The organism is Bacillus sp. AFS037270 (assembly GCF_002585305.1).
In genome coordinates this window covers 176,297-199,873 of record NZ_NUNF01000014.1, presented here as the reverse complement: position 1 = coordinate 199,873, position 23,577 = coordinate 176,297, and the positions used below count along the sequence as shown (strand labels likewise).

17 protein-coding genes are annotated in these 23,577 nt (G+C 38.8%); 6 read left to right on the top strand and 11 right to left on the bottom strand.

The features are described from left to right. Window positions 1–3 precede the first annotated feature (3 nt). The 6 genes from COD92_RS07605 to COD92_RS07580 form a co-directional block, all read right to left on the bottom strand. Window positions 4–927 carry a carbohydrate ABC transporter permease gene (locus COD92_RS07605; protein WP_098531302.1) on the bottom strand — a complete coding sequence of 308 codons (924 nt, stop codon included), beginning with the start codon at window positions 925–927 and terminating at the stop codon, window positions 4–6. Between the two features lie 219 nt (window positions 928–1,146). Then, complete coding sequence (locus COD92_RS07600; protein ID WP_098531303.1) at window positions 1,147–2,421, bottom strand: ABC transporter substrate-binding protein; 1,275 nt, start codon at window positions 2,419–2,421, stop codon at window positions 1,147–1,149. A gap of 152 nt (window positions 2,422–2,573) precedes the next feature. Then, complete coding sequence (locus COD92_RS07595) at window positions 2,574–3,707, bottom strand: response regulator transcription factor (protein ID WP_098531304.1); 1,134 nt, start codon at window positions 3,705–3,707, stop codon at window positions 2,574–2,576. Further along, window positions 3,700–5,451: a cache domain-containing sensor histidine kinase gene (locus tag COD92_RS07590; protein ID WP_098531305.1), complete on the bottom strand. Its 1,752-nt coding sequence runs from the start codon at window positions 5,449–5,451 to the stop codon at window positions 3,700–3,702. The genes COD92_RS07595 and COD92_RS07590 overlap by 8 nt, the downstream gene beginning before the upstream one ends. Window positions 5,452–5,466: 15 nt before the next feature. Beyond that, window positions 5,467–6,705 (bottom strand): ABC transporter substrate-binding protein, encoded by a 1,239-nt coding sequence (locus tag COD92_RS07585; protein WP_098531306.1) that lies wholly within the window; start codon window positions 6,703–6,705, stop codon window positions 5,467–5,469. Between the two features lie 321 nt (window positions 6,706–7,026). Beyond that, a complete protein-coding gene (locus COD92_RS07580; protein ID WP_098531307.1) occupies window positions 7,027–7,470 on the bottom strand; it encodes a VanZ family protein in 444 nt (147 codons plus the stop codon). A gap of 1,492 nt (window positions 7,471–8,962) precedes the next feature. Between COD92_RS07580 and COD92_RS07570 the strand changes: the two genes are divergently transcribed. Together COD92_RS07570 and COD92_RS07565 are read left to right on the top strand one after the other, a co-directional pair. Then, a complete protein-coding gene (locus COD92_RS07570) occupies window positions 8,963–9,967 on the top strand; it encodes a hypothetical protein (RefSeq protein WP_098996099.1) in 1,005 nt (334 codons plus the stop codon). 16 nt (window positions 9,968–9,983) lie between these two features. Further along, entirely contained in the window at window positions 9,984–11,201 is a 1,218-nt protein-coding gene (locus tag COD92_RS07565; protein WP_098996098.1) for a glycoside hydrolase family 25 domain-containing protein, read from the top strand. Window positions 11,202–11,456: 255 nt separating this feature from the next. On the opposite strand, the gene COD92_RS07560 is transcribed toward COD92_RS07565, so the two are convergent. Both COD92_RS07560 and COD92_RS07555 read right to left on the bottom strand, forming a co-directional pair. Continuing rightward, window positions 11,457–12,377 carry a glycoside hydrolase domain-containing protein gene (locus tag COD92_RS07560; protein ID WP_218014461.1) on the bottom strand — a complete coding sequence of 307 codons (921 nt, stop codon included), beginning with the start codon at window positions 12,375–12,377 and terminating at the stop codon, window positions 11,457–11,459. Window positions 12,378–12,891: 514 nt separating this feature from the next. After that, a complete protein-coding gene (locus COD92_RS07555) occupies window positions 12,892–13,701 on the bottom strand; it encodes a prohibitin family protein (RefSeq protein WP_098532657.1) in 810 nt (269 codons plus the stop codon). Window positions 13,702–13,929: 228 nt separating this feature from the next. On the opposite strand from COD92_RS07555, the gene COD92_RS07550 reads away from it, so the two are divergent. Next, window positions 13,930–14,436, top strand: a complete 507-nt coding sequence (locus COD92_RS07550) for a hypothetical protein (RefSeq protein ID WP_098996096.1) — start codon at window positions 13,930–13,932, stop codon at window positions 14,434–14,436. A gap of 215 nt (window positions 14,437–14,651) precedes the next feature. Here the strand turns inward: COD92_RS07550 and COD92_RS07545 are convergent, their stop codons facing one another. Both COD92_RS07545 and COD92_RS07540 read right to left on the bottom strand, forming a co-directional pair. Next, window positions 14,652–16,007, bottom strand: coding sequence for a TrkH family potassium uptake protein (locus tag COD92_RS07545; RefSeq protein WP_176550406.1), 1,356 nt, complete (start codon window positions 16,005–16,007; stop codon window positions 14,652–14,654). Between the two features lie 219 nt (window positions 16,008–16,226). Next, window positions 16,227–17,114 (bottom strand): YitT family protein, encoded by an 888-nt coding sequence (locus COD92_RS07540; RefSeq protein WP_098532630.1) that lies wholly within the window; start codon window positions 17,112–17,114, stop codon window positions 16,227–16,229. A 592-nt stretch (window positions 17,115–17,706) separates the two neighbouring features. Between COD92_RS07540 and COD92_RS07535 the strand changes: the two genes are divergently transcribed. Continuing rightward, the gene (locus tag COD92_RS07535) at window positions 17,707–19,128 is read left to right on the top strand and encodes a glycoside hydrolase family 18 protein (RefSeq protein ID WP_098996095.1); all 1,422 of its coding nucleotides are present in this window, start codon (window positions 17,707–17,709) and stop codon (window positions 19,126–19,128) included. A 725-nt stretch (window positions 19,129–19,853) separates the two neighbouring features. Here the strand turns inward: COD92_RS07535 and COD92_RS07530 are convergent. Further along, window positions 19,854–20,978: an ROK family transcriptional regulator gene (locus COD92_RS07530; protein ID WP_098532628.1), complete on the bottom strand. Its 1,125-nt coding sequence runs from the start codon at window positions 20,976–20,978 to the stop codon at window positions 19,854–19,856. Window positions 20,979–21,194: 216 nt separating this feature from the next. On the opposite strand from COD92_RS07530, the gene COD92_RS07525 reads away from it, so the two are divergent. Beyond that, on the top strand, window positions 21,195–21,971 hold the full coding sequence (locus COD92_RS07525; protein ID WP_098996094.1) for an SDR family oxidoreductase: 777 nt from the start codon (window positions 21,195–21,197) through the stop codon (window positions 21,969–21,971). A 32-nt stretch (window positions 21,972–22,003) separates the two neighbouring features. Continuing rightward, complete coding sequence (locus tag COD92_RS07520) at window positions 22,004–23,533, top strand: FGGY-family carbohydrate kinase (RefSeq protein ID WP_098996093.1); 1,530 nt, start codon at window positions 22,004–22,006, stop codon at window positions 23,531–23,533. The last annotated feature ends 44 nt before the right edge of the window (window positions 23,534–23,577 follow it).

The window sequence follows — 23,577 nt, the reverse complement described above, 5'->3', positions numbered from 1 at the left end:
CCTTTATTGTTTTAATAGTTTTTTAAGAACCATAGATGTAATAAGAACCACTAGGAAAAAGACAACGGCAATCGCAGATGAATAACCAACATCCCGGAACTGGAACCCGTTTTCATAAAGCATAAAGACAAGTGTTTTAGTTGAATCGCTAGGTCCGCCGTTAGTCATAACATATGGCTGGATGAATAAGCGAAACGCTTGAATCGTTGTGATGATCAAGACAAAGCCGGTGACATGTTGGATAGACGGCAAGGTAACATTTCTAAATTTCTGCCATACATTGGCCCCGTCGATTTCTGCTGCTTCATATAATTCCTCAGGCACATCCTTTAACCCCGCGAGGAAAATCATCATTTGAAATCCGGCAGCCTGCCAGATCGACATAAAGATAATGCTGTTCATCGCCTGGTTAGGACTTAACAAAAACGGCTGGTTTTTGATTCCAAAAAAGTTCAAGGTATGATTGATGAGTCCATTATCCACGTTGTATAAAAAGGTCCATAAAATCGCGACGACCACCATGGAGGTGACAACCGGACTGAAGAAGAATACCCGTCCTAAGGAAGCCACCTTTACCTTTTTATTAACGAGAATGGCTAGAAAAAGGGCAACCCCACATTGAAGCGGGACAACAAGAGCCGTAAAATATAACGTATTTTTTAATGCCGTGAAAAAGATGGCATCTTTGAAGAGTCTTACATAGTTATCTAAACCAGTAAACACCTTTTCATCGGGGTTTAACATATTGTAATTCATAAAGCTATAAACAAATGCTAGAGCGACTGGCAAGATCAAAAATGTAAACAACAATACTAAAGCGGGAAGAGAAAACAACACTCCTAGCACTTTTTGCTGACGCTCGTACGTCATGTGACTTTTACGTTTGTACTTGACCTGACTTTCACCTTTTCTAACGATTGTTTCCATTTTTCACACCACCTTGTTGTAGTAAGAAAAGCGCAAGCGCCTTGGTCAGCCCCGACAAGCATAAGACGAGCCGGCCGAAAGGTTGCTTTTTAACCTTTTGGACGGATTGGCTGTAGACCATCGAGGGGCTAGGCGCTGGAGCTAGACAATTCTCAAAGTCAAATCGTTTATTCTTATCTCAGAAAAAAGGCAATCAATTGATTGCCCTTTATCTAGTTTTTATTTTTTTCGTCCAATTTCCTTATCGACTTCTTTCGCTACCTTATCTAATTCTTCCTTAACATTTCCGCCTAGGAAGATGTTTTGGACAGCCTGACCGTACTTGGTTGACAATACAGGGTAAGCCGTAGTTACAGGTCTAGGATGAGCTGTCTTTAACACTTGATCTTTTAGAATGTTAAGCGGTGCTTCATTCCATTCGGTCATTGCTTCAAATGAAGACATACGTGCCGCCGGTTTATTATCAGCCTTAGCTAGTTTAATCACATTGTCTTTATTCAAAATGAAGTTTAGAAGTGTTGCAGCTTCTTTCTTATGCTTTGTATCCTTGGAGATTCCCCAGTTCCAGTCGCCTGATGGTGATACTTGCTCGCCACTGTTACTCTTTGGATAGTAGGTGATTCCCCATTCTGTATTAGGATAATCTTGTAACTTTCTCCATTCCCAAGAACCCATTAACATCATCGCAGCCTTTCCTTCTTCAAATTCAGTTGGTTTAGGCTGTAAGTTCACTAGACCCTCTTTCGTAAACTTTTGGAGATATTTCAATGCCTCCACTGCTTTTGGACCATTTACATAACCTTCTGCTTTTGAACCATCTTTAGCGATAAAGCTGCCGCCATTACTCCAAACCGTTGGGCCAGAGAAGTAAATAATCCATTCACCGTAATCGAGTGTCCAGTTTACTCCATAAATCCCCTTCTTTTTGTTCGTTAACTTTTTAGCAGCTTCATAGAATTGATCCCATGTCCAGGCATCTTCCAGCTTGGTTGGAGGTTGAATGCCCGCATCGGCTAACATTTTTTTGTTATAAAACAGGGCAACCGTTGATTCAGTAGCTCCAACCGTATATAACTTTCCATTATAAGTTCCTTGTGTAATGATCGACTTGACAAAATCATCTTGATTTTCAACAAGACCGTCAATTGGTTGGATAATTCCGGAATCAGCGTAGTTCGCGACATTCGGACCATCCATTGCCACTAAATCAGGCAGTGTATTACTTGTTGCTGCAGCAGAAACCTTATCTTCATAGGCATATTTATTACCCCTTGGGATAAAGGTCATTTCTGCTTCAATTTTCCCTTTATATTTCTGATTGAATTCCTTAATAATTTCTTTGTAGGCATCAGATGTGTCTCCCTTTGGATGCCATAAGGTTAATTTGACGACTCCACCGTCGCTCTCTGACGAAGAACTTTCCTTACTTCCGCAAGCGCTTAAGATTCCAAGTAACAAAACAACAGCCATACTAAGTGCTAAAAACTTTTTCACCTAAATTTCCCCCTCTGTCTTGTTTTTTTGCTATAAAGCGTTTTCATGTATTAAGAATAATGGAAATGAACCGCTTTCAAAACGTGGTATTCCTCTTATCAATGTTTAAATTCTTACTATATCCAAAAAAAAGCCTCTCAAAATATGAGAGGTTATTTGACCATTTTTCGATATTCACTTGGTGTTTTCTTCATTTTCTTTTTAAAAACCTGACTGAAATACCGTTGATCGGTATAGCCCACTTTTAGAGCAATTTCATATGTCTTTAATTCTAGATTCTCCAATAGCAGGCAGGCATAATCAACTCTTACATTGGTCAAGTATTCGAGAAAGGTAACCCCTGTTCTTTGTTTAAAAAGATGGCTAAAATAGCTGACACTCAGGCCAACCTGTTCTGCCACCTGCTCAATTCCTAAATCTTGCTCAAAATGATTCTTTATATACGAGATGGCGTCATCCATTAAGTCCGCTGCCGATTGTTTCGGTTTGTGCTCCTGTTTAATCAATTCGTCTGTAATGATGGCACTTTTTGTAAAGGCATCAAACTTAAGCAGTTCCCTCGCATGGGTAACAGACTTTTTTACATCATATAAACAATTAACGTGTTCACCAATGGAAACAACACACTTTTGTGAAGCCTTATTGATGATTTGCTGGGCTAAATCAGCAGCAAATTCTTTTATCGGATCATCAGGCCCTGTTAATACAATAATGATCTCTTCATCCGACATCCTGTACACATAAAGGTTCTCATGTATTTGTTGAACGACGGCCTCTACGTTTTTTTCATAGGATTTCACAGCTAGTGCGATATAAGGCTGGTATTTATTCGGCACTTCTAAGTCTGTTTTTTCTGTTGTAATCCATTCATAGATGAAGAACTTTTCATATTCATGTTCATTAAGTTTTTGTTGATTTAATTCGGCAATGGCACGCTCAATGCATTCTTGTAATTCATCATAGTCGATAGGTTTTAGGATATAGTCGAAGGCGTTATTTTTGAGTCCTTCTCTAGCATACTCAAAATCATCATATCCACTAATTAATAGGGTGATGGGCTTATAGGGTATCTTTTGGATTTGCCTTAATAAATCAATTCCTGTCATTCCAGGCATCGAGATATCTGTTAAGACGAGATCGAACCGTTCTTTTTCTAAAACTTGTATTGCCTCATGGCCATTTTGGGCAGTACCGGCAACGGTACAATTCAGTGCCGGCCAATCGATAATTTGTGTCAGGTTTTTTAAAATCAAGGGCTCATCATCAGCTATTAATACTTTATACATGTTTATCACCTTGAATTGGGAATGAGATTCTAATCGTTGTACCTTTATTTTCACTTGAACAAATCATTAATCCATATTTTTTACCGTAATAAAGATCTAATCGTTCCTGAACATTGCGAATACCATGTCCCCCATGTTTAGGACGCTCTTCTTCTAACCGATTTAATTTTAGCAATACGTTATGTTCCATCCCCTTGCCATTATCCTCGATGAAAAATTGGCCATGTCCATTCCTAATTTTCCCGCTAATTTTGATTAGACCTGTGTGATCCTGATCAAATGCATGGATTAAGATATTCTCCACTAACGGTTGAAGAATCAGTTTTAAGACAGGCTGGTATTCCAGTGCTTTTTCAATCTCCACTTCATATGAAAAACGGTTATCATATCTGACCTTTTGAATTTCTAAGTAGCTCATCACATGCCGAATCTCATCTTTAACCTTCACTTCGTACCCGCCATTGATACTGATACGCAATAATTTACCAAGGTTAATCGTCATTTTACTTATATCCTTTTGACCATTTAAGGATGCAAGGGCATTAATCGATTCGAGCGTATTGTATAAGAAGTGAGGATTAATTTGCTGCTGCAATACCTTGAATTGCGCCTCCCGCTTTCGCTCCTGTTCCGTTTCCACTTCTTTTAATAACCTTTGGATACGTGCAATCATGTTATTGAACCCAATCGCAATGTTCTCTAATTCCTTTATTTTATAACGCCTCATCCGAATGCTTAGCGTTCCTTTTTCGGCTAGCTTCATGTCTTTTAATAGCTCTTGAATGAAAAGAGAAATACGTTTTAAATAAAACAGGTTAAAAAGACCTGCAATGATTAAAGCTAAGCCGACAATTAATAGGGTCATATTTCTAATATGAGTAATGTCGTTAGAAATTTCCTTCCATGGTTTAATCGAAATCATCATGAGGGAAGAAGAGCTCGAACCCGTGTGGAAGCTCGAAGGCATATACGTAATTAAACTTTTCTCCCCATTCCACTTATCAATCAAATATCCGCTTTTCTTTGATTGAATGTCGGAAAAATGATTAATAGTAAAGGGTTTGCCAATCAGCTCTCGATTTAATGAATAGACGATTCTGCCATTTTGATTGACTAACATCCCATAGGCTGTACCTTCTTGTACATCCTTGAAAATCGAGTCAAACAAGTTCATGTTGACGTCTAAGATGACATATCCCAAGTTATTAAGCGTATCGATATCCTTTACCACTCTTCCTAAAGTAAAGGAAAATCGGTTGTCCTGTGTAAATGCCTGATCTTCTGAAGGGGATAACCACACGGGTCTACCCTTTTCTTTAAGGACTTGCTGGTAAAAAGGGCTTGATCGAAATTTTTCAAAGGAAGGAATCTGGGTATCTCTCAAATGGGTAGCTCCCCCGCTTTCTCTATATAAAATAAAATCAGCAATTTGAGAGTTTCCCAGCATCATTCCTGCGACCGCCTGCTGCTTATTATAAAAATCAATCATAGAAGTTTGATCGTTTGTACTTAAATATGACTGAATCTCACCTGATGAAATGACATAATCTGAGAATGCATCTACCTCAGAAACCGAAGCCATTACATTTCGGTCAACAGCCTTCAATGTTTGAACCGTCTGACTGCTGATTTTTTGCTGAAGTGTGGTCGATGATATTTTGTAAGAGACAAATCCCAATATAATAATAGGCAATAAGATAAAAAGTAAAAAGGCGAGTATCATTTTTTGTTGAAATCTTAGCATGCAGACACCTTTCTTCTATTTTGAATGCTTATAATGATTAAACATGTTTTCGAGATTGATAAGAAAGGTATCGATGTCCTTATCATAGTAGAATTGGGATGAATATTTTCGAAAGTCCGATTCTGCTGCCGTACCTCCGGACCAATAATGGTTCGGCCAATTCACTGTCTTACCCTCCAAGATTTTTTGATTCAGCAATTTTAATTGCTCTTTATTGACCCTTACGCCCTTAACGGTGCTAATGGATCCCTCATAATCCGAGAGTCTTTGAGCCACCTCTTTTTTTGTTAAAAATGCTAAAAATTCCTTTGCTTCCTTTGGATGTTTGGTATCAGATGAGATAGCAAGTCCGATATCGACCCCGCCTAATACTTTATTTTGTTCCGGTTGGTTGGTTGCGGGAAACGGGAAAATTCCATAATGAAAGGGAGGATTGTACTTTTCTATTTCTGGTAAAGCCCATGTCCCCATCACATACATCGTTCCCTCTCCATTGGCAAATCTTTGATTCACAGCAAAATAATCATCTTGAAAGGAATTTGGTTGTATATAGGAAAGCACTTTGACAGTCTTTTCTGAAATTTCCCGCCATGCCTGATCCTTCGATAAAGAAAAAGAATCTTGTCTCCAATAGTTGTTGTTAATTTCGTTAGCTACGAGATTTAAATTGAAAACACTCGTTTTGTTGGCATCTTTATTGGGCATCAACAAGGGGGTTTTACCTGCGGCCTTTAATTTTTCCATTACCGCAATAAATTCGTCCCATGTTTTAGGGATAGACAGGTGATATTCGTTAAATTGATCCTTATTGTATATTACTCCTACCGCATTCTGAGTTAAGGCTGCTCCATACATTTTTCCATTTACTAGATAGCGATTTTGTATATTGGGATCAATATTTTGAATGAAGTCTTCTTGGGTCAAATCTAATAAATAACCCTTTTCTGCTCTAATCAGGTAATCTTGTTCAATGGGATAGGTTATAAAAATATCCGGACTATCCCCTCTCGCGATTCTCGTTTTTAATACCGTCATTCCCCCAGGTACCACTAACTGATTAATTTCAATGGAAGGGTGTTGTTGTTCAAATTCCTGAATGAGTTCGTTAAAAACTCTCTCTGTTTCAAATTTTGGTGATAAAAACTCAAGTTGAACCTTTTCTTTCTCAGCTGGTACTGAATCTAACTGATGACCATCACACGCAGTTAGTAAAATAACGATGATAAAACAGATAAGACGAAAAAGAGACTTCATAGAACCCCCTTATTTTCCATATGAATTTGAGTTTAACCGAGTTGCAATCGATTTCAAAAACTTATTTATATGATACTATAAAAAACTTACTATAAAAGTCTATTGCCGACAATAAGTTATTCACTATCCATTTTATCAATTATTACCAATAGCACTTTTTAAACATTGAATAATCTGACGGAGGAACTCACAACAAGGCCAGAATAAAGCAGGGAGCCTTTTGAACTCCCCGCTTAACATTTCTTCAGATAATGATTTCTAAAGGAACGTTTGGTTAATACTTTTAACTATTTGAAATTAGTTGGATTTCCCGGCAGAAAATTATCCAACTTTTGTGTTTTTCTGCTTACTATTCCTAACAATTAGAAACGTCAGCAGTAGGACAAGAAAGGCACCGACAGAATCAAACAAAAAGACATCCTTTATAGACGCGGTCCTCCCTGGCATAAAGGATTGATGATATTCATCGCTCATCGCATAAATAACCGTTAAAATCCATGATAGGACATAAGCGAATCGGTAGATTTCAAGCGACTTAAAAAATAAGAATGCCAGGATGCCAAATACCGTAATGTGTGTAGCTTTTCTCGCAATAAAATTTAGGAAATCTATAGCAGATTGATCCAAGTTTATATGCAACGCTGCAAATAGCTTCTCGAGCGCACTTGAAGTACTACTTCCAGTAGAATACGGGACCTGTGTAAAAGTAAATATGACGGCCATCCAAAGAATGGCCGCAAGAATCCACCATTTTCTTTTGCTCATTTATGAATCTCCCCTCTGTAACAACAAATACTATAGTACAACCTTCCTGCTTAAGAGGACAAGGAGATGAATGATAGTTTGAGAATAAAGAGGGAAATTTTTTGAGACTTTATTCGCTTAAAAATTTTTCCGGGATTTCTATTCAGACAACGCTTGAAGGTATTCACGTGGAATGTGTGGTTTTTGTTGTGTAAGCAGGGAGCAGGGATAGGCTATTTCGGACTGAACTTGCTAGTTTTTTCCTTGGATTGTCCGAATGGGGGCCTGGCTCGGACAGGAGTTGCAGGTTCTAGACTTGGGTTGTCTGAAGGAGACCTTGATTCAGACAGCATTCGCTGTTTCTTCACTTGGCTTGTCCGAAGACGACCTTGATTCGGACAACGTTCGCTGTTTCTTCACTTGGCTTGTCCGAAGACGACCTTGATTCGGACAGTATTCGCTGTTTCTTCCCTTGGCTTGTCCGAAGACGACCTTGATTCAGACAGTATTCGCTGTTTCTTCACTTGGCTTGTCCGAAGACGACCTTGATTCGGACAACGTTCACTGTTTCTTCACTTGGCTTGTCCGAAGGCACCCTTGATTCAGACAGCTCTCGATCGTTCTTCACCTGGCTTGTCCGAAGATACGTCCCATTCAGACATGGCTCGCTCGTTCTTCACTTGGCTTGTCCTAAGGCACACCTTATTCGGACATGATAACCTAGTTCTGAACTTGTGTTTGGCCAATTCCTCTGCATTAAAAAAATTAGAAATTCACTGTAGGTGCCTGAGCATCTTATCTTCCACTTTTAATGCAGAATATAATTGTATATAATGAATATATAATAAAAAAGAGAAGTGCGGCTAACACTTCTCACTGCAACCTCTACCGTCAGGGTGATGGTTGTTTGTGTACATTATTTATGAAGACCACCCTTTTGCTTCCGACGGCGCAGGGTGGTTTTCTTGTTTTCTAGAACGTTTTTCCGAAAGAAATATGCGATTACTTCTCGCAAAATTCCTTTGAGAATCTCTTTTAGAATTTCAAGAAAATACTCCAGGATATCACCTCCTTTCCTTATTGGAAAAGAAGATCACAAACCAGTCACCCTCACGATATTCAGTTGCAACTCCATTCTATCACTTTTTATTACACTAGAAACCTATCAATCTTCGCCAAATTTCTGACATGACGAGTTTTCCCTCCGACTTAAAACAGCTGCTTGTCCTCTTTTACCTCAAGAGTGAAAAATTAAATAGGTGAATTAACTTAAATTTTTTAGAGTCGATTCTCAAATCTGAAATTCGGCTTTTTATATTTTGATAAATAAAAAGTTTCATAGCCTATGAGTCCCCCTTGTTCAAGGAAATTCGACTCAGGCATTATAGATCCACCTTAGGTTAAAAGAACTCTTTATTTGTTAAAGGAATGCACAACCGACAAAAATTTAAAAACAATGTCGAATGCTGTCCATGGAAGTGATGATTCTCTGTTTTTGAAAGGAGGTGAAATAATGCACATCCGGCATTTTATTTTAATGGGTGTATTTTTAGGGGCGGCCGCTTTCTTGCCAAATAACGTATTTGCAGAGAAAAACGAAGCCGCCGGTCAACCGGTACCTCAAAACTCTGAAGTACATACTCTCGTTTTGGAGAAAATTGAAACTCCAATGGCTTCGGATAAAGCAGTTTCCGTTACACCTGAAAACGTACATAAAAGTCAAGGCGGAGTGGTTCAAAAACCAGAGACGAATCCTAGAACCCATCAAACCGTACCAACAAAACCTGTTCAAAAGTCACCAAACAAGACCAACAGGAGTATTGAAAGGGCAGTGCCTTCTTCAGAAAAGAATATAAATGTTGGTAAGCCGGCAGTAGTTGCTGCAAAAGTGAAAGATACAGGACAAACTGCAAACCCCGTTGCAAAGGTGGAAGTTGCAGAAAAAACAGCAAACCCTGTTGCAAAGGTAGAAGTTGCAGGAAAAACAGGACAATCAGGACGAGCAAAGCTAAATGCTGTCACGAACAAGATTCCGGCGGCTCCTAAGTCACTCTCCTCAAATGAAAGAAATTCTGAGGTGGAAACCAACCTCCAGACTCCAGGTTTAAATGCTAAGTCAGAAAATTATACAGAAGAGGCTGAATCCTCAATATTAATAAAGACGAGTCATTCCCTAACCTTGGTGCATAAACCATTAATGGATGAAGAAAACAAGACTCCATCTAATAATAGGAAGAATCCAGGAGAAGTTGAAATCATGAATAACCCTCCACAAAGAATGCAATCCTCTGGAGGGCAATCAAATGAGCAGTTCAGCCCGGGGGCAGGCACGATAAGCTTTATTACCAATCAGTTTGACTGGGATGAAAATTTTGGTTTGAACATTAGCCACATCTATACTTCTCAACAGGCTAAGTACCGTAATCAATGGATCAATGCTCCACCTTCACCACCACCAAAAGCAGCTCCTTTTTTCTTAACGTTCACTGCTTATTTAGCCACATGTAACGATAATTAAAAGGAGCAAAATTGGAATGAAAAATTACCTTAACACAAAGAAACTTGTAAAATCTTTCGTAGCAACGACAGTATTATCTTTTGGGCTTTTTTCAGGAGGCCATTTTACAGCAGCGGCTGGACTTGATAAAGCAAAAGTGGAACCTGTTAAAGTTGTTCAGGCAAACAGTTCCCAAAATAAGGAAAATGTGAAACCTGTTAAAGCTGATCAGGCAAATAGTTCCCAAAATAAAGGAATGGTGGAACCTGTTAAAGTCGATCAGGCAAATAGTTCCCAAAATAACACAAAAGTGGAACCTGTTAAGGCTATTCAAGCAAACAGTTCCCAAAATATAGTTTCCAGCGAAAAGGCCGCTCCTGCAAAGCCGGAGGTCCCTGTTCAGCCTAAAGCAGAAGTAAAAGCTGAGATTCCACAGAAGGAAGCGGGCAAAATTGTGAAATCACAAGCAAGTATACATGCTAGTGAAACCGCAAAAATGAATGCTTCCCAAAACTCAGCCATCTTTTCGAATACCCCATCGGCAGAAATGACTGAAACTAAAACTGAAACTGAAACTAAAACTGAAACTGAAACTGAAACTGATACTACAACGGGATATTTGTTCGGATCGGATTCCGCTTCATCAGCAAATCCTGAAGGGGAAGATTTTTATCTAGGGAAGTTAGGTTATGGAAGCACTGTGCAATTTGATGCAAGTACAGGCAGTGCAATTTATTTTAGTAGTGCAAGGGCACAGAATGCTAGCTATGTTTACGGTTATTGGTTTTTATCTGGTATACAAATGGCGCCAATAGGAATGTCTGCAAGTGAGTGGGGAGAGCAGCAGGCAAAACTAGCACTAGAAGCCTACGAAGCTATGAAGATTGTATATGGTTCGAAAGTTAGACCTGTTATCTTTATTGATGTAGAATCGGCTTTAACCGGTATGAATGACTATGACTATGCAAATAATCAATCGATTTATAACGCATTTGTTAATTATCTAAATCAATATGGACAAGGTGTAAAACCAGGTACCTATTCGTCTCCATGGAACTGGGAACTCACGATGGGAAACTTTTCACCAAGCACTCCGGGCGCTTATTGGGTTGCTTATTACCCTAGTGACATCCCTTCCGATTTCACAACGAGCAATTCAGATTGGCTCACTTTCCCTGGAACAAACGAAAAGGCAGAAATTTGGCAGTACTATGGTGGATACGATGACTATAATGTAGCTTGGAAACTACCGTAAGAAATATAAGGTGGAGTGGGTAAGTTTATAGTTTAATAGATTTTATAATGGTTCGCTATTTCCCACAGTCCCCTAAGAGTTCCAGCATAAGATAGTAATAAATGTACAAAAAACGCTTGAGGTAAATTTGATGCGCCTCAAGCTTTACTTTTTTTTAAAACAAATACCTAGGACACTATTTTTTAGTATACCCACAAATAAAAAAATGATGATATACAGGAGCAGCGTATATCATCATTTTTTTAATATCTTATCCTACCATAATTTATTCAGTACAGTAGACTGAATGAGGTTCGTGTCTATATTACAAGCCTCCCCATCAATTCCGTACTGCCAGATTGAGATATTCATATTCTTTGGAGCACCAGGCTGAAAGGCAGGTGCCTTGTTCTTCGCTGTGACACCAGGATCTGGGTTACTACTCCAAAGGACGGTTTGGTCTTGAACATTTTTATGATTTGAAGCAGCAGATTGATAAGCAGCAGACAGCTTACTATCTGGGGTGAAAACACCATATATCCCTGGCTTATAAGGTGAATTAGCTAACGTGTCCACCCACCCCTTAATAAACGCTTCATCAACTGGATAAGTGGGTTCTATATCAGCAAAGATTGCGACTCCCTTAGGTATTCCTAGTTTTTGTGCGTTGGCAATTGCCTCTTTGGCCTCGGCTATCCCCTTGTCATAACCGACAGCTTCTGTAAAATTATTAAAAATCGGTAAGATCTTGATGCCCTGCTGATGGAGTAAATCGACTTCTTCTTTGGTCAACCCCATCGATACATCTCCCTTGGTCTCCAAGTATCGTCCAAACACACTTGGTTCTCCATAATTATCCTTTATACACTGAAGAAATGCTTGGTTAACATTAGAAGCGGTATCTACTCCCCAAACAATAGTATGCTTTTCTTTTTGCGCTGGTTTTTCTTGGGCTTTATTACCTTTATCGGTTGGTTTATTTGAAGGCCGCTCTCCTTGCTTGGATTCATCTTTGGCTTGTTCGCTTTTTTCGGTTGAATCCTCTTGGGATTTTACAACTTGTGTGGTAGAAACATCTGAGACCATTTGCGGCGAATGGAGCTGCACTTGATTCGTTTTCTGGTTGAAAAATATAAGAAGTAAAGGAAAAAGAAAAATGGCGGTTAAAACAACACTCCTAACCCATTGGCGTTTCATCATATCATCTTTTCCCTCCATACGAAAATCTCGTTAGACAGTATATTCGGATAGTCGTATGGACGTGTGGAAATTGGGGAGAAAGGGGTGCAAAGGGGTGCAAAGGGACGGTTCTCATGCTTCGGAAGCACGAGAACCGTCCCCTCGTTCCTGTAATTTCACGATACAATTATCCTGTTTTAGTTCGATGGTGGCTTATTTTAGTACATAGGATGGTCTATCTTAGGCGGACTTGTAACAATCTGTACTTTGGGGATTTACTATCCCTATAACCTTAAAAAGGAATAAATTGGATTATATATAAATATTGAATATATAAACATTTTTTTGTATAATTATACTGGGTTGGATGGGAAATGTGGACATCATGGTATAAAGCGTAGGCGGGGCTTATACTAACTAAAACATAAGTTTACTAATCTTTTTTTATTGACTATAAATGAATATCACCAGTTAAAAGAAAATCAAAGGGAAGGTCTCACGCTGCATAATCATGAGACCTTCCCTTTTCATTTTATTTCTTCTCAGCAGCAGTCCCGCTCAAATCTATAAACGGGGTAGCTCCTCCAGTGACACTTGGAAGACGTCCATCCCACTTTTCCAACGCCTTTTCTTGCACCTCAATTTGTTTTAATTGAATTAGCTCCGGTGTGACTTCCTGCTTTTTCAATCTTAATGCCTCTGCTTCAGCACCCGCTTGGGTTATTTGCTGCTGCGCTTCAATCTTGATTCTTTCCAAATCCCTTTGTGCCTTCAACGCATTTTGTTCGGCCGTTTGTTTCAATTCAATCGCTTTATTAAACTCCTCACTGAAGGCAAATTCTTTAATATTAATATCCTCAAGGATCATATAATACTTGGTTAATTTCTTGGCCAGCATATCTTTCACTTTAGCAGATACTTCCGGGCGTTTTGATATTAACTCTTCAGCGGTATATTGAGCTGTAACCGCTTTTAATGATTCAGCAATCGCAGGATCCACGATGCGAGCACGATAATCAGGACCGATTTCTTGGTATAGCTTATTTACGGCACCAGGATCAACCGAAAAGTTTACCGCCACATTTGCTGTGACCATTTGTAAGTCCTTTGAAGCAGCAGTCTGAGAACTTTCTTCCTTTTGGACTCGTACCTCAACCTGTTCCACATTTTGAATGAACGGAATCTTAAAATGAAAGCCCTCCGTTAAGATTGTTGGCTTAACTGCCCCTAATTGTAAAAGAACCCCTCTATGACCAGATGCCACCGTAGTACCCGAAAAAATAAAAAGCACAATAACCACAACCAAAATCAAGCCGCTTATAATGAGTTTGCTATTCTTCATGATGCTTCCCCCCTCCTCAATAAATATATGAGCAAGGGGACGGTTCTCATGCTTCTTTCGAAGCATGAGAACCGTCCCCTTGAATCTTAGGATTGATTTCTCTTCAAAGTGGGTAACTATTATCTAAAGCAAAAAATATTTTACTAGTATCTCCTATATCGACACCGTTTTTAAGGCAGACCAATTATATTTTAAGTGTAGACAAGTATTAAAGAGGGGGAATTACGCATGAAAATACAAAGATCAATTAAACTATTCTTTTCTGTACTAATGATTTTTACTTTGATATTATTGCCCTCAACGATTTCAAAAGCATCCGCAACAACTAAGGTTTCAAAACAGTCAGTAACAGAAAAAGCACCCACCTATATTACTTCCTTTAATTACGAACATGGTAAATGGGTGGGGAAATTTGATTATATACAATGGTATTTCGGCAAGGCTGCTGATAGAGAATTTTTAAAGGACTGTAATTGCAGTAAAGAAATGGATCATGCACCGGATGGATACTGGATTCGGAATGTGAATCCGAGGATACGCACCTTTACAATTTCAGAAAATGCCCAATATGTTCTACAGACACGAAATTTATACTCTATCAAATGGAATGAAAAAGTAACTAGAAGTCAGTTTATAACCTTTTTGAAACAGCAAGATAAGCACCATCAGATTCCTTATCATATCGAAATAAAAAATGGAGTGATAACGAAAATCACGCAACAATATATACCTTAATCATATTTATGCAAGGTTCCATTTTGGAGGATTTTGCTGAAAAAACGGCTTCAAAAATTCGAGAGTCAGATGAATATCCTACATTTAAGGGATAATTAAAAAGAATTACCTACCGGAGAAGTTTGCAGACAAGATATAAATAGCCTATCCACTCATTAATGGATAGGCTTTTATTAATGTTGAACTGCAACAAACTCTGAAAAAACTTATTTAAATTAGCCAATAATGATTCGCTCTTTTGGGTATTGATAATTAGTTTTAATGGGTTTACCCCCTATTATTAATAAAAATGCAAAAATACCAATTCTCCCAATGAACATTAAAATCATTATAATAATTTTACCCATCGTACTTAATTCCGCAGTGATTCCCATGGAAAATCCGACCGTCCCGAAAGCAGAAGACACTTCAAATATAATTTCCATTAAAGAAAAAGTCGGTTCCAAGATCGTAAGAATAATCGTACTAACACAACAGAGCATCATCGCAGTTGCAATGACGATATAGGACTTGATTACATCCTCCATGACAAGCTCTCTCTTAAAAACTTTTATGGTCGTATTTCCGTTAGCAAAATAATAGATACTTAATAACATTATCGCAAAAGATGTCGTTCTTATTCCTCCTCCAGCACTACTTGGAGAGGTCCCGATAAACATAAGAATGCTTAAAATCAGAAGAGTAGGAGTGGAATACTCATTAATATCCATCGTATTAAGCCCGCCATTCCTAGAAGACACCGAATAAAAAAGCGAATAGAAAAAAGATTCATGCCAGGTTTTATCGGCAAAAAAATGATTATATTCACATAGATAGATCAAAATAGTACCTATCACGATTAAAACCAAAAAGGTTAGCGTGGTTATTTTCGTAAATAAGGAAAACCTATAGGGTATTTTCTCTTTATGTTTAAAGAACTGGATAACCTCCATAAGCACAGGGAAACCAATCGCTCCTATGATTAACAACACCATTGTCATTACTAACACAAAATAATCGTTGGCAAAGGGTATTAACGATTCTCCCGTAATATCAAATCCAGCATTCGTTGCCGCACTAACAGAGGCAAAGAAACCTTGTAAAAAAGCTTCTTGCCAAGTAGGAAAGTATTTTAAAAAGTAGGTTCCAAAAATAATAGCCGCTACAAGTTCAATGATAATAAATAGCATAAGAATATTTCGAACAAGTTTAACGATTCCAGAAAAGGTCGGGAGATTCTGATCCGTCATAATGAGCATTCTTTCTCTGATTCCTATCCGTCTTCCAATTAAAAGCCAAATAGTGGTTCCAAGAAACATAATTCCGATGCCGCCAAATTGCAAAATGAGAGCAAAAATAAATGTTCCCGGAACACTAAGAACCTCATTAATCGCAATGGTCGATAACCCTGTAACACTAACGGCACTTACAGCCGTAAATAAGGCATCAATAAACGACAATTTAGCATTCGGCTGTTGTGTGATCGGCAGCATTAATAAGATGGTTGAAACAACCACAGCTATCAGATAATAAATGACAATCATTTGGGCTGGCTTTAGTGCGTTCTTTTTTTGTTGTTTTATAATGTTCATGTTTCACCATTTCTATCTATTTTTGAGCAATATATTATATCTAATATAACCTAAATTCACCATTACCTTGCCCTTAATTTGTTAAACTAACCCGATTCATACCCTCAATAACAAAAAACCTCCACCATACTATGAGATAGGATATTTAAACTTACACGGTCAAAGAAAAAACGTCTCCACTTTTAGTAGAAACGCACGCGTGACATCACAGACATTGTATTAATGAATGTCTTTTTTCTTAAATCGACCACCATGAACGGAAGATACATCCGTAGTAATGATAAATGCTTGAGGATCTAACGCTCTAATAATATCTTTCAACTTTGTTTCCTCTAACCTTGTAAAAACACATAAAATAACACGTCTATCTATACCACAATAAGAACCTTCTCCATGTAAATAAGTTATGCCCCGACCCAAACGCTCTGTAATAGCCTCCGCAATCTCAGTATTATGATCACTTATGATATACACCGATTTCATTTCCTCCAAACCTTTTTCTACAATATCAATGGTTTTAAAGGCAATATAATAAGTAAGCATCGAAAATAAAGCATTTTCTAATCCGAACACCAAGGCGGCAACGGAGAAGATAATCACATTAATAAACATAATGATTTCACCAACAGAAAATGGTGCCCTCTTCTCAATTAAAATCGCTAATGTTTCTGTACCATCTAAAACTCCACCATTCCTTAAGGTTAAACCTACCCCGAATCCTAATGCCACCCCTCCAAAAACAACCGCTAGCAGCCTATCATGGACAATCGGACTTACATGATGCATGAAAGAAGTAGCCACAGAAAGAGCGATAATTCCATACAACATACTAAGAGCAAAGGTGCCGCCAATTTGCTTATACCCTAAGAAAAAGAAAGGTAAGTTTAAAATGATTAGAAATATGCTAAGGTTGATTGTTGTCACATGACTCAATATCATGGACAAGCCTGTTACTCCCCCGTCTATCATATGATTGGGAATTAATATGGCTTCTAACCCGTAAGCCATAATGGTTGAACCTATTGTAATAAATAAAGCTCTTCTAACTATATTTTTAACTGTGAATTTTTCACGGTCTATTTTCTTTTTTCTTTCCAATGAATCCATAAAAGCTTTCCCCCCACTTTCTTTCGAAAAAAATGCGATGCCAATTCAAGCATCGCTTCAGTTTTACCTATTTAGACACTCAAATCTTTATAAAATAAAATGGCGGCTCAATACCTTTCATGCTTGCATAGAGCATTAATCGACCTATGTGGTGCTCCTCGTGCCCAATACAATTATAGTTCCATTATTCCCATTTCAATATTCTTCCACTACGATGTCCATTAATTGAAGAAAACAAAGCGATCCCTCATATTAGAAGCATCGACCCGTAAATTAAAAAGTGAATATTTATTGTTTCTCGATTAGAGTCGTAGGAAAGAATTCTGTCAGTATTAAAGGGGGAGGACAGAGAGTTTAATGGCAAACTAAAAGTAGTTGCAACACACGAAAATGATCAGAAACAAATCATTGTTATTAAGAATATTGATGTAAGCGGACCAAATAATGGAGCGGCCCGGCACACCCCGTCAAGCATGTCACTACCATAGAGTGGGAAGCACAGGGACAGTTCTCATGCTTCGGAAGCATGAGAACCGTCCCCTTGCTCCCCTGCATATACTACATTATTGATAAAAAGCAGGAGGAGAGGCCCGTGGTCATCCATGTTGTCAGCAGCGGGGAAACACTTTGGCAAATTGCGAATCGGTACAATGTCAATATGAATGGAATTGTTCAAATAAATGGACTACAAAACCCAAATCAGCTGGTTATTGGCCAGTCGTTAGTCATCCCTGTCCCTGGTACTTCACACATAGTTAAATACGGAGAAACGTTATGGTCCATTTCACAGCAGTATGGAGTATCGATTAACTCCATCATCCAAGCCAATCAACTCACCAATCCCTCTCTCTTATATCCAGGCACAAAGTTAATCATCCCTCCAAGGATTCACGTCACTCAAGCCGGCGAAACCCTTTGGCAAATAGCGAATCGTTATGGGGTAACCGTTCAACAATTAATTAATGAAAATCAGATTCAAAATCCAAACCTCATTTATCAGGGAACTCCGTTAAGAATTCCCACACACAAACCGACGATTGAAGTAAATGCCTATACGTATCAACCTGACCAAGCGGCCGCCGACACAGTAAATGAGCTGGCCCCCTATCTAACCTATATAAGTCCGTTTGCTTACTTGATCAATGAAAATGGTGATCTTAATCCAGCCCATGATGAGTTAACCATTCAAGCAGCCTTAGCAAAAAATGTGGTGCCGATGATGTCGATTACGAATTTCACCTCATCAGCTGCCGGCTCCAATGTTGCACATACTCTGTTATCCACCCCAAATTTACGCGAAAAAGTCCTGACAAATATGCTTCAAATTATGGACCAAAAGGGATATAAGGGCGCAAACATCGATTTTGAAAATGTATTACCAGCGGATCGTGAGAATTACAACACTTTCCTCCAACTGGCAGTGGATCGCCTGCATCCTAAGGGATATTTTGTATCTACAGCCTTGGCTCCAAAAGCCAGCGCTACACAAGCAGGTTTATTGTACGAAGCCCATGACTATGAAGCACATGGTAGAATTGCTGACTTTGTAGTGTTGATGACGTATGAATGGGGATACCGCCTCGGGCCGCCACAGGCGATTTCACCTATTAACCAAATGAGACGCGTCGTGGAATACGCAAGGTCCGTAATGCCGGCAGAAAAAATATTTTTAGGCTTCCAAATTTACGCTCGTGATTGGCTTCTCCCTCATGTACAAGGACAAGAAGCCGAAACGTTTAGTACCCAAGAAGCGATTGCTCGTGCCGTCAAATACGGAGCAGCGATTCAATATGATACCACCACACAATCACCATTTTTCCGATACACGGATGAACAAGGCCGTAGCCATGAGGTTTGGTTTGAGGATGCCCGGAGTGCACAAGCGAAGTTCGACTTGGCAAAAGAATTTAACCTCCGTGGAATTAGTTACTGGGCATTAGGCTATCCATACCCATCCAACTGGGCATTGCTGGCCGATAATTTTACGATTAAAAAAGGACGTCCCGCCTTCTAAAGCATACTGTGAACTGTTTTTCGTTCGAATTATATCTATTATCACTTTTTTCATGTAGTTCATCCTTCCCTTTGGTATGGGATATCTGGTTCTTTTAGAGTCTGAATTAGCTTAGATTTTTGTCTTAATTGACTCTTAAATTGTCCGGACTGTCACATTCTAATGTCTTTATTCAAACCTACTATTTATAAATCTCGATAATACCGGATGAGTGTGACAGTTCCGACAAACCTGAAATAAAAGGGATTTTCAAATTTATCATCAAAAAAGAAGCATGAGAACCGCCTTAACGGGCGGTTAAAAGGTGCAAAATCACAAAAGTTACACGAAAAGGTGTTTGAACTGTAAACAGTTCGAAACGCCTTTTTTCTTGGTTTTAAAAGGACTTTTTGTAAAATCTCTTCGATACTGGCAGGACTATGATTTGAGTTTTTGATTTGGAAATAATTTATGAAGAGTATATTACCTTTACCAAAATGAGTGCCTATATAAATGTTATTTCAAAAGGAGAATCGTATTAGGATTTATTACTTCCAAAGCCGCAATTATACGACAAAATCAAACTAAAAGGGTATCAGAGCGTACAAGAGAATGTTTAAACTTCTACCACTTTATGTGTTAATACGACAAAAAATCGAAAAGGAAGGTTATAAATTTAACCCTCCTTTTTTAGTGTCATTTTATATATTTTTTTTACTTATGCACTCCCGTCCCCTTGCTTCCAATTAAATGTTATTCAAAAATGATTGAATAAATGGAATGGCAGCCCCCATCGGTACTCCATTTGCCGGTGAACGGCTAATATGAATAAAGGGTTCATTACTTGGAAATGCCGTTTTTTCATTTACTTTTTCATGAAGAATTTCAATATCTTCTTCCTTTAAGTATGAAGAAATATGTCCTCCTAGAATAAATTCTCTGTTAAGAACAAGATGGATATTGTTGATGGAACGAGCTAAATATTCTAAAAAGGAATTCCACCTCTTCACATAAGAAGGAATTCTTGATCGTACCTGCTCGAAGAAAAAATCTAATGATTCATCTTCTTCTAGAAGCGCATTAACAGAGCTATACGTTTCCATACATCCCTTCTTCCCACAGTAACAAGCAGGACCATCAGGATGAATCGTCATATGTTCGACCGTTCCACTATGTCCTTCTTTTCCCATATAAATTTGACCATCTATGATAATAGCACCCCCAAGGTGCGGCCCAATCGAGAGATAGACAGCATCTCCAATATCATTTCTTACCCACAGCTCTGTTGTAGCGGCACACTTGGCATCATGTAAAAACATACAAGGATAAGGGAGATACTGTGAAAAAACCTCAATATCTAATCCTGTAGAGATCAATATTTTTCCATAAGTGATTTTCTTTCCGTCATTCGACGTTAATCCTTGGACAGCAAAACCAATCCCAAGAACCTGCTCTTCTCTCACATCGAGAGACGAGATGAAAGACTGTACAGCTTGGCTTAACTCTTTGTAATAACGATCTTCATTAGAATACTCCATCGCCAGTCTCTCTTGCTGAAAGGCATGCCCACGCAAATCAATGGCCAGAATCTGTACGGTCCTCTTCTGAATCTCTACCCCAATGCTAATCATAGCCCGAGGGCAAATGGAATAAGCAGCTGCACGCCTTCCCACCGAAGATTCAAACTGCCCGCTCTTCTCAATCAAATTTTCTTTTTCCAAACGAACGAGGTTCTGGGTGACCGTCGGTAAACTCAAATGAAGCTGATTGGCAATTTCTTGTTTTGAAAGCTTCTCATTTTGATAAATGAGATGGTAGATCGATGAGTAATTGCCTTTTTTTATATCCTTAAACGTGATGCTATTATCCATGGAAAATACCCCATTTTATAAACTAATTTTATAAAAACATTTACTTTAACTCTTATAAATATATCATAAGAGCGGATACAATCACAGCTTTGTCAAAAGGTGTCTGCCAATTTTAAATTTTATAATTATTGACTATCGTGGAAAATAGTTTTATTATGTAAATGTATTTTATAAAAGTGTTTTACAAAATAAATTAACTAAAAGGGAATGGGAAAAATGGGGATTATTGAAAAAATGAGACTGGACGGAAAGAAAATTTTTGTAACAGGTGGTGCAAGGGGTATTGGTAAAAGCGTTGCAACTGCTTTCGCTGAAGCAGGAGCAGATATAGCAATTGTGGACTTGGATATCGAGGAAGCCACAAAGACAGCGAAGGAACTTGAGGAAAATAATAGAATTAAGTCAATTGCAATCAAAGCAGATGTCACTAACCCATCAGATGTTGATGCTATGATTGAAACCATTCTAGAAGTATTTGGACGTTTAGATGTTGCCTTCTGTAATGCAGGAATCTGCATGAACGTACCAGCAGAGGAAATGACCTTTGAACAGTGGAAAAAAGTCATTGATATTAATCTTACCGGTGTATTTCTAACGGCCCAAGCAGCTGGAAAAGTCATGTTAAAACAAGGCGGCGGTTCCATTATAAATACCGCTTCGATGTCAGGACATATTGTGAATGTGCCGCAGCCACAGTGCTCGTACAATGCCTCTAAAGCAGGAGTCATCCAGTTGACCAAATCGCTCGCAGTGGAATGGGCAACAAGAAATGTGCGCGTCAATTGTATCAGTCCAGGATATATTGGAACAGAACTCACCTTAAATTCGCCAAACTTACAGCCATTGATCGAACAGTGGAATGAAATGGCACCGCTTCACCGTATGGGCACACCAGAAGAACTTCAGTCCATTTGTGTTTATCTAGCAGGAGACACTAGCAGCTTTACGACAGGATCTGACTTTGTCATCGATGGAGCTTTCACTTGCATTTAAAAAGATTAATAGATTCTTTAGGAGGACTATCTATGAATTACTTACTCGGTACAGATATCGGAACATCCGGTACCAAAACCATCCTAATGGACACAGATGGCAATCTGTTTGCTCAAGATTTACAGGAATACGATGTATTGACTCCAAGGCCTTTATGGGCAGAGCAATGGCCAGATGTATGGCTTGATGCAACGAAAACATCGATTAAAAACGCGGTACATAAGTCAGGAGTTCCCGCGGAGAAGATACGTGGTATCGCTATTAGCGGGCTTTATGGGGGCTCCGGTATTCCATTGGATGCAAAAATGGAACCCATTAGACCGTGTATGATTTGGATGGACCGAAGAGCAGAAGCGGAAACAAAGTGGGTCCTAGATCATGTTGGCGAAGAAAAACTTCTCGAAGTTACCCATAATGGAGCCGACCCCTATTATGGCTATACCAAAATGTTATGGATGAAAAATCATGAACCAGAAAATTGGATGAAAACGAAGCTCTTTTTACCGCCAAATGATTATGTCATTTATAAACTAACCGGAGAAATTGCGATTGACTATTCCTCTGCAGGAAATATCGGCGGAATTTTTGATATGAATAACCGAACCTGGTCAAAAGAAATGATGGATGCGATGGGAATTCCTCTCTCGATGATGCCAGAAAAAATCGTGGAATCAACCGATATTGTGGGTGGTTTGACTAAAGAAACTGCAGCGGAGTTGGGACTTTCTGAAGGAATGCCTGTAATCGCAAGTGGTATTGACTGCGGTGCGGCCAATATCGGCCTCGGTGTATTTGAATCTGGAATTTATGCAGCGGCAATTGGCACTTCGATGTGCGCAGCCTTAATTTCCGATCAACCAGTGAAAGGAAAAAATCTGATTGTTTGGCCGTATTTATATGATGCTAAAAGACTATCCTATTATTTTGCTGGCGGTGCTACAGCTGGAGCGATTGTGAAATGGTTCCGTCAAACGATGTGTCAATATGAATTGGAGATAGAAAAAGCCGGCGGGAAAAATGCCTATGATGTGTTAAATGAACAGGCCGCTAACATTCCGGTCGGAAGCGAAGGTTTGATTGTCCTTCCTTACTTTATGGGAGAAAGAAGTCCTATTTGGGATTCCGATGCAAAAGGTACCATCGTGGGACTTTCACTGGCACATACAAAAGCCCATATTTATCGCGCCTTTCTGGAAGCGGTTGCCTTTTCTCTACGAGATGCGATGGAAGCTACCGGAGAAAATCCCGGTGAATATATCCTGCTGGCCGGTGGGGTCACCAAGTCAAAATTATGGAGACAAATCTTTGCCGATGTCACAGGCTATCCAGTAGTTTGTCCCCTTCATGATGTAGAAGCGAATATGGGAGATGTCATGCTAGCGGGAATTGGTACTGGTCTTCTCTCCTATGAGGATGTGAAGAAATGGCAGGTTCTAGATCAGAAGATTATGCCTATTAAAGAGAATCATCGGAAATATAATGACTATTACCAGGTTTATAAATCTATCTATCAAAATTTAAAGTCTGATATGAAAACATTGACAAGTCTTTCTACAACATGATTTGAGCATATGCTTTACCAATTTAAAAAAAAGGATATGTGATA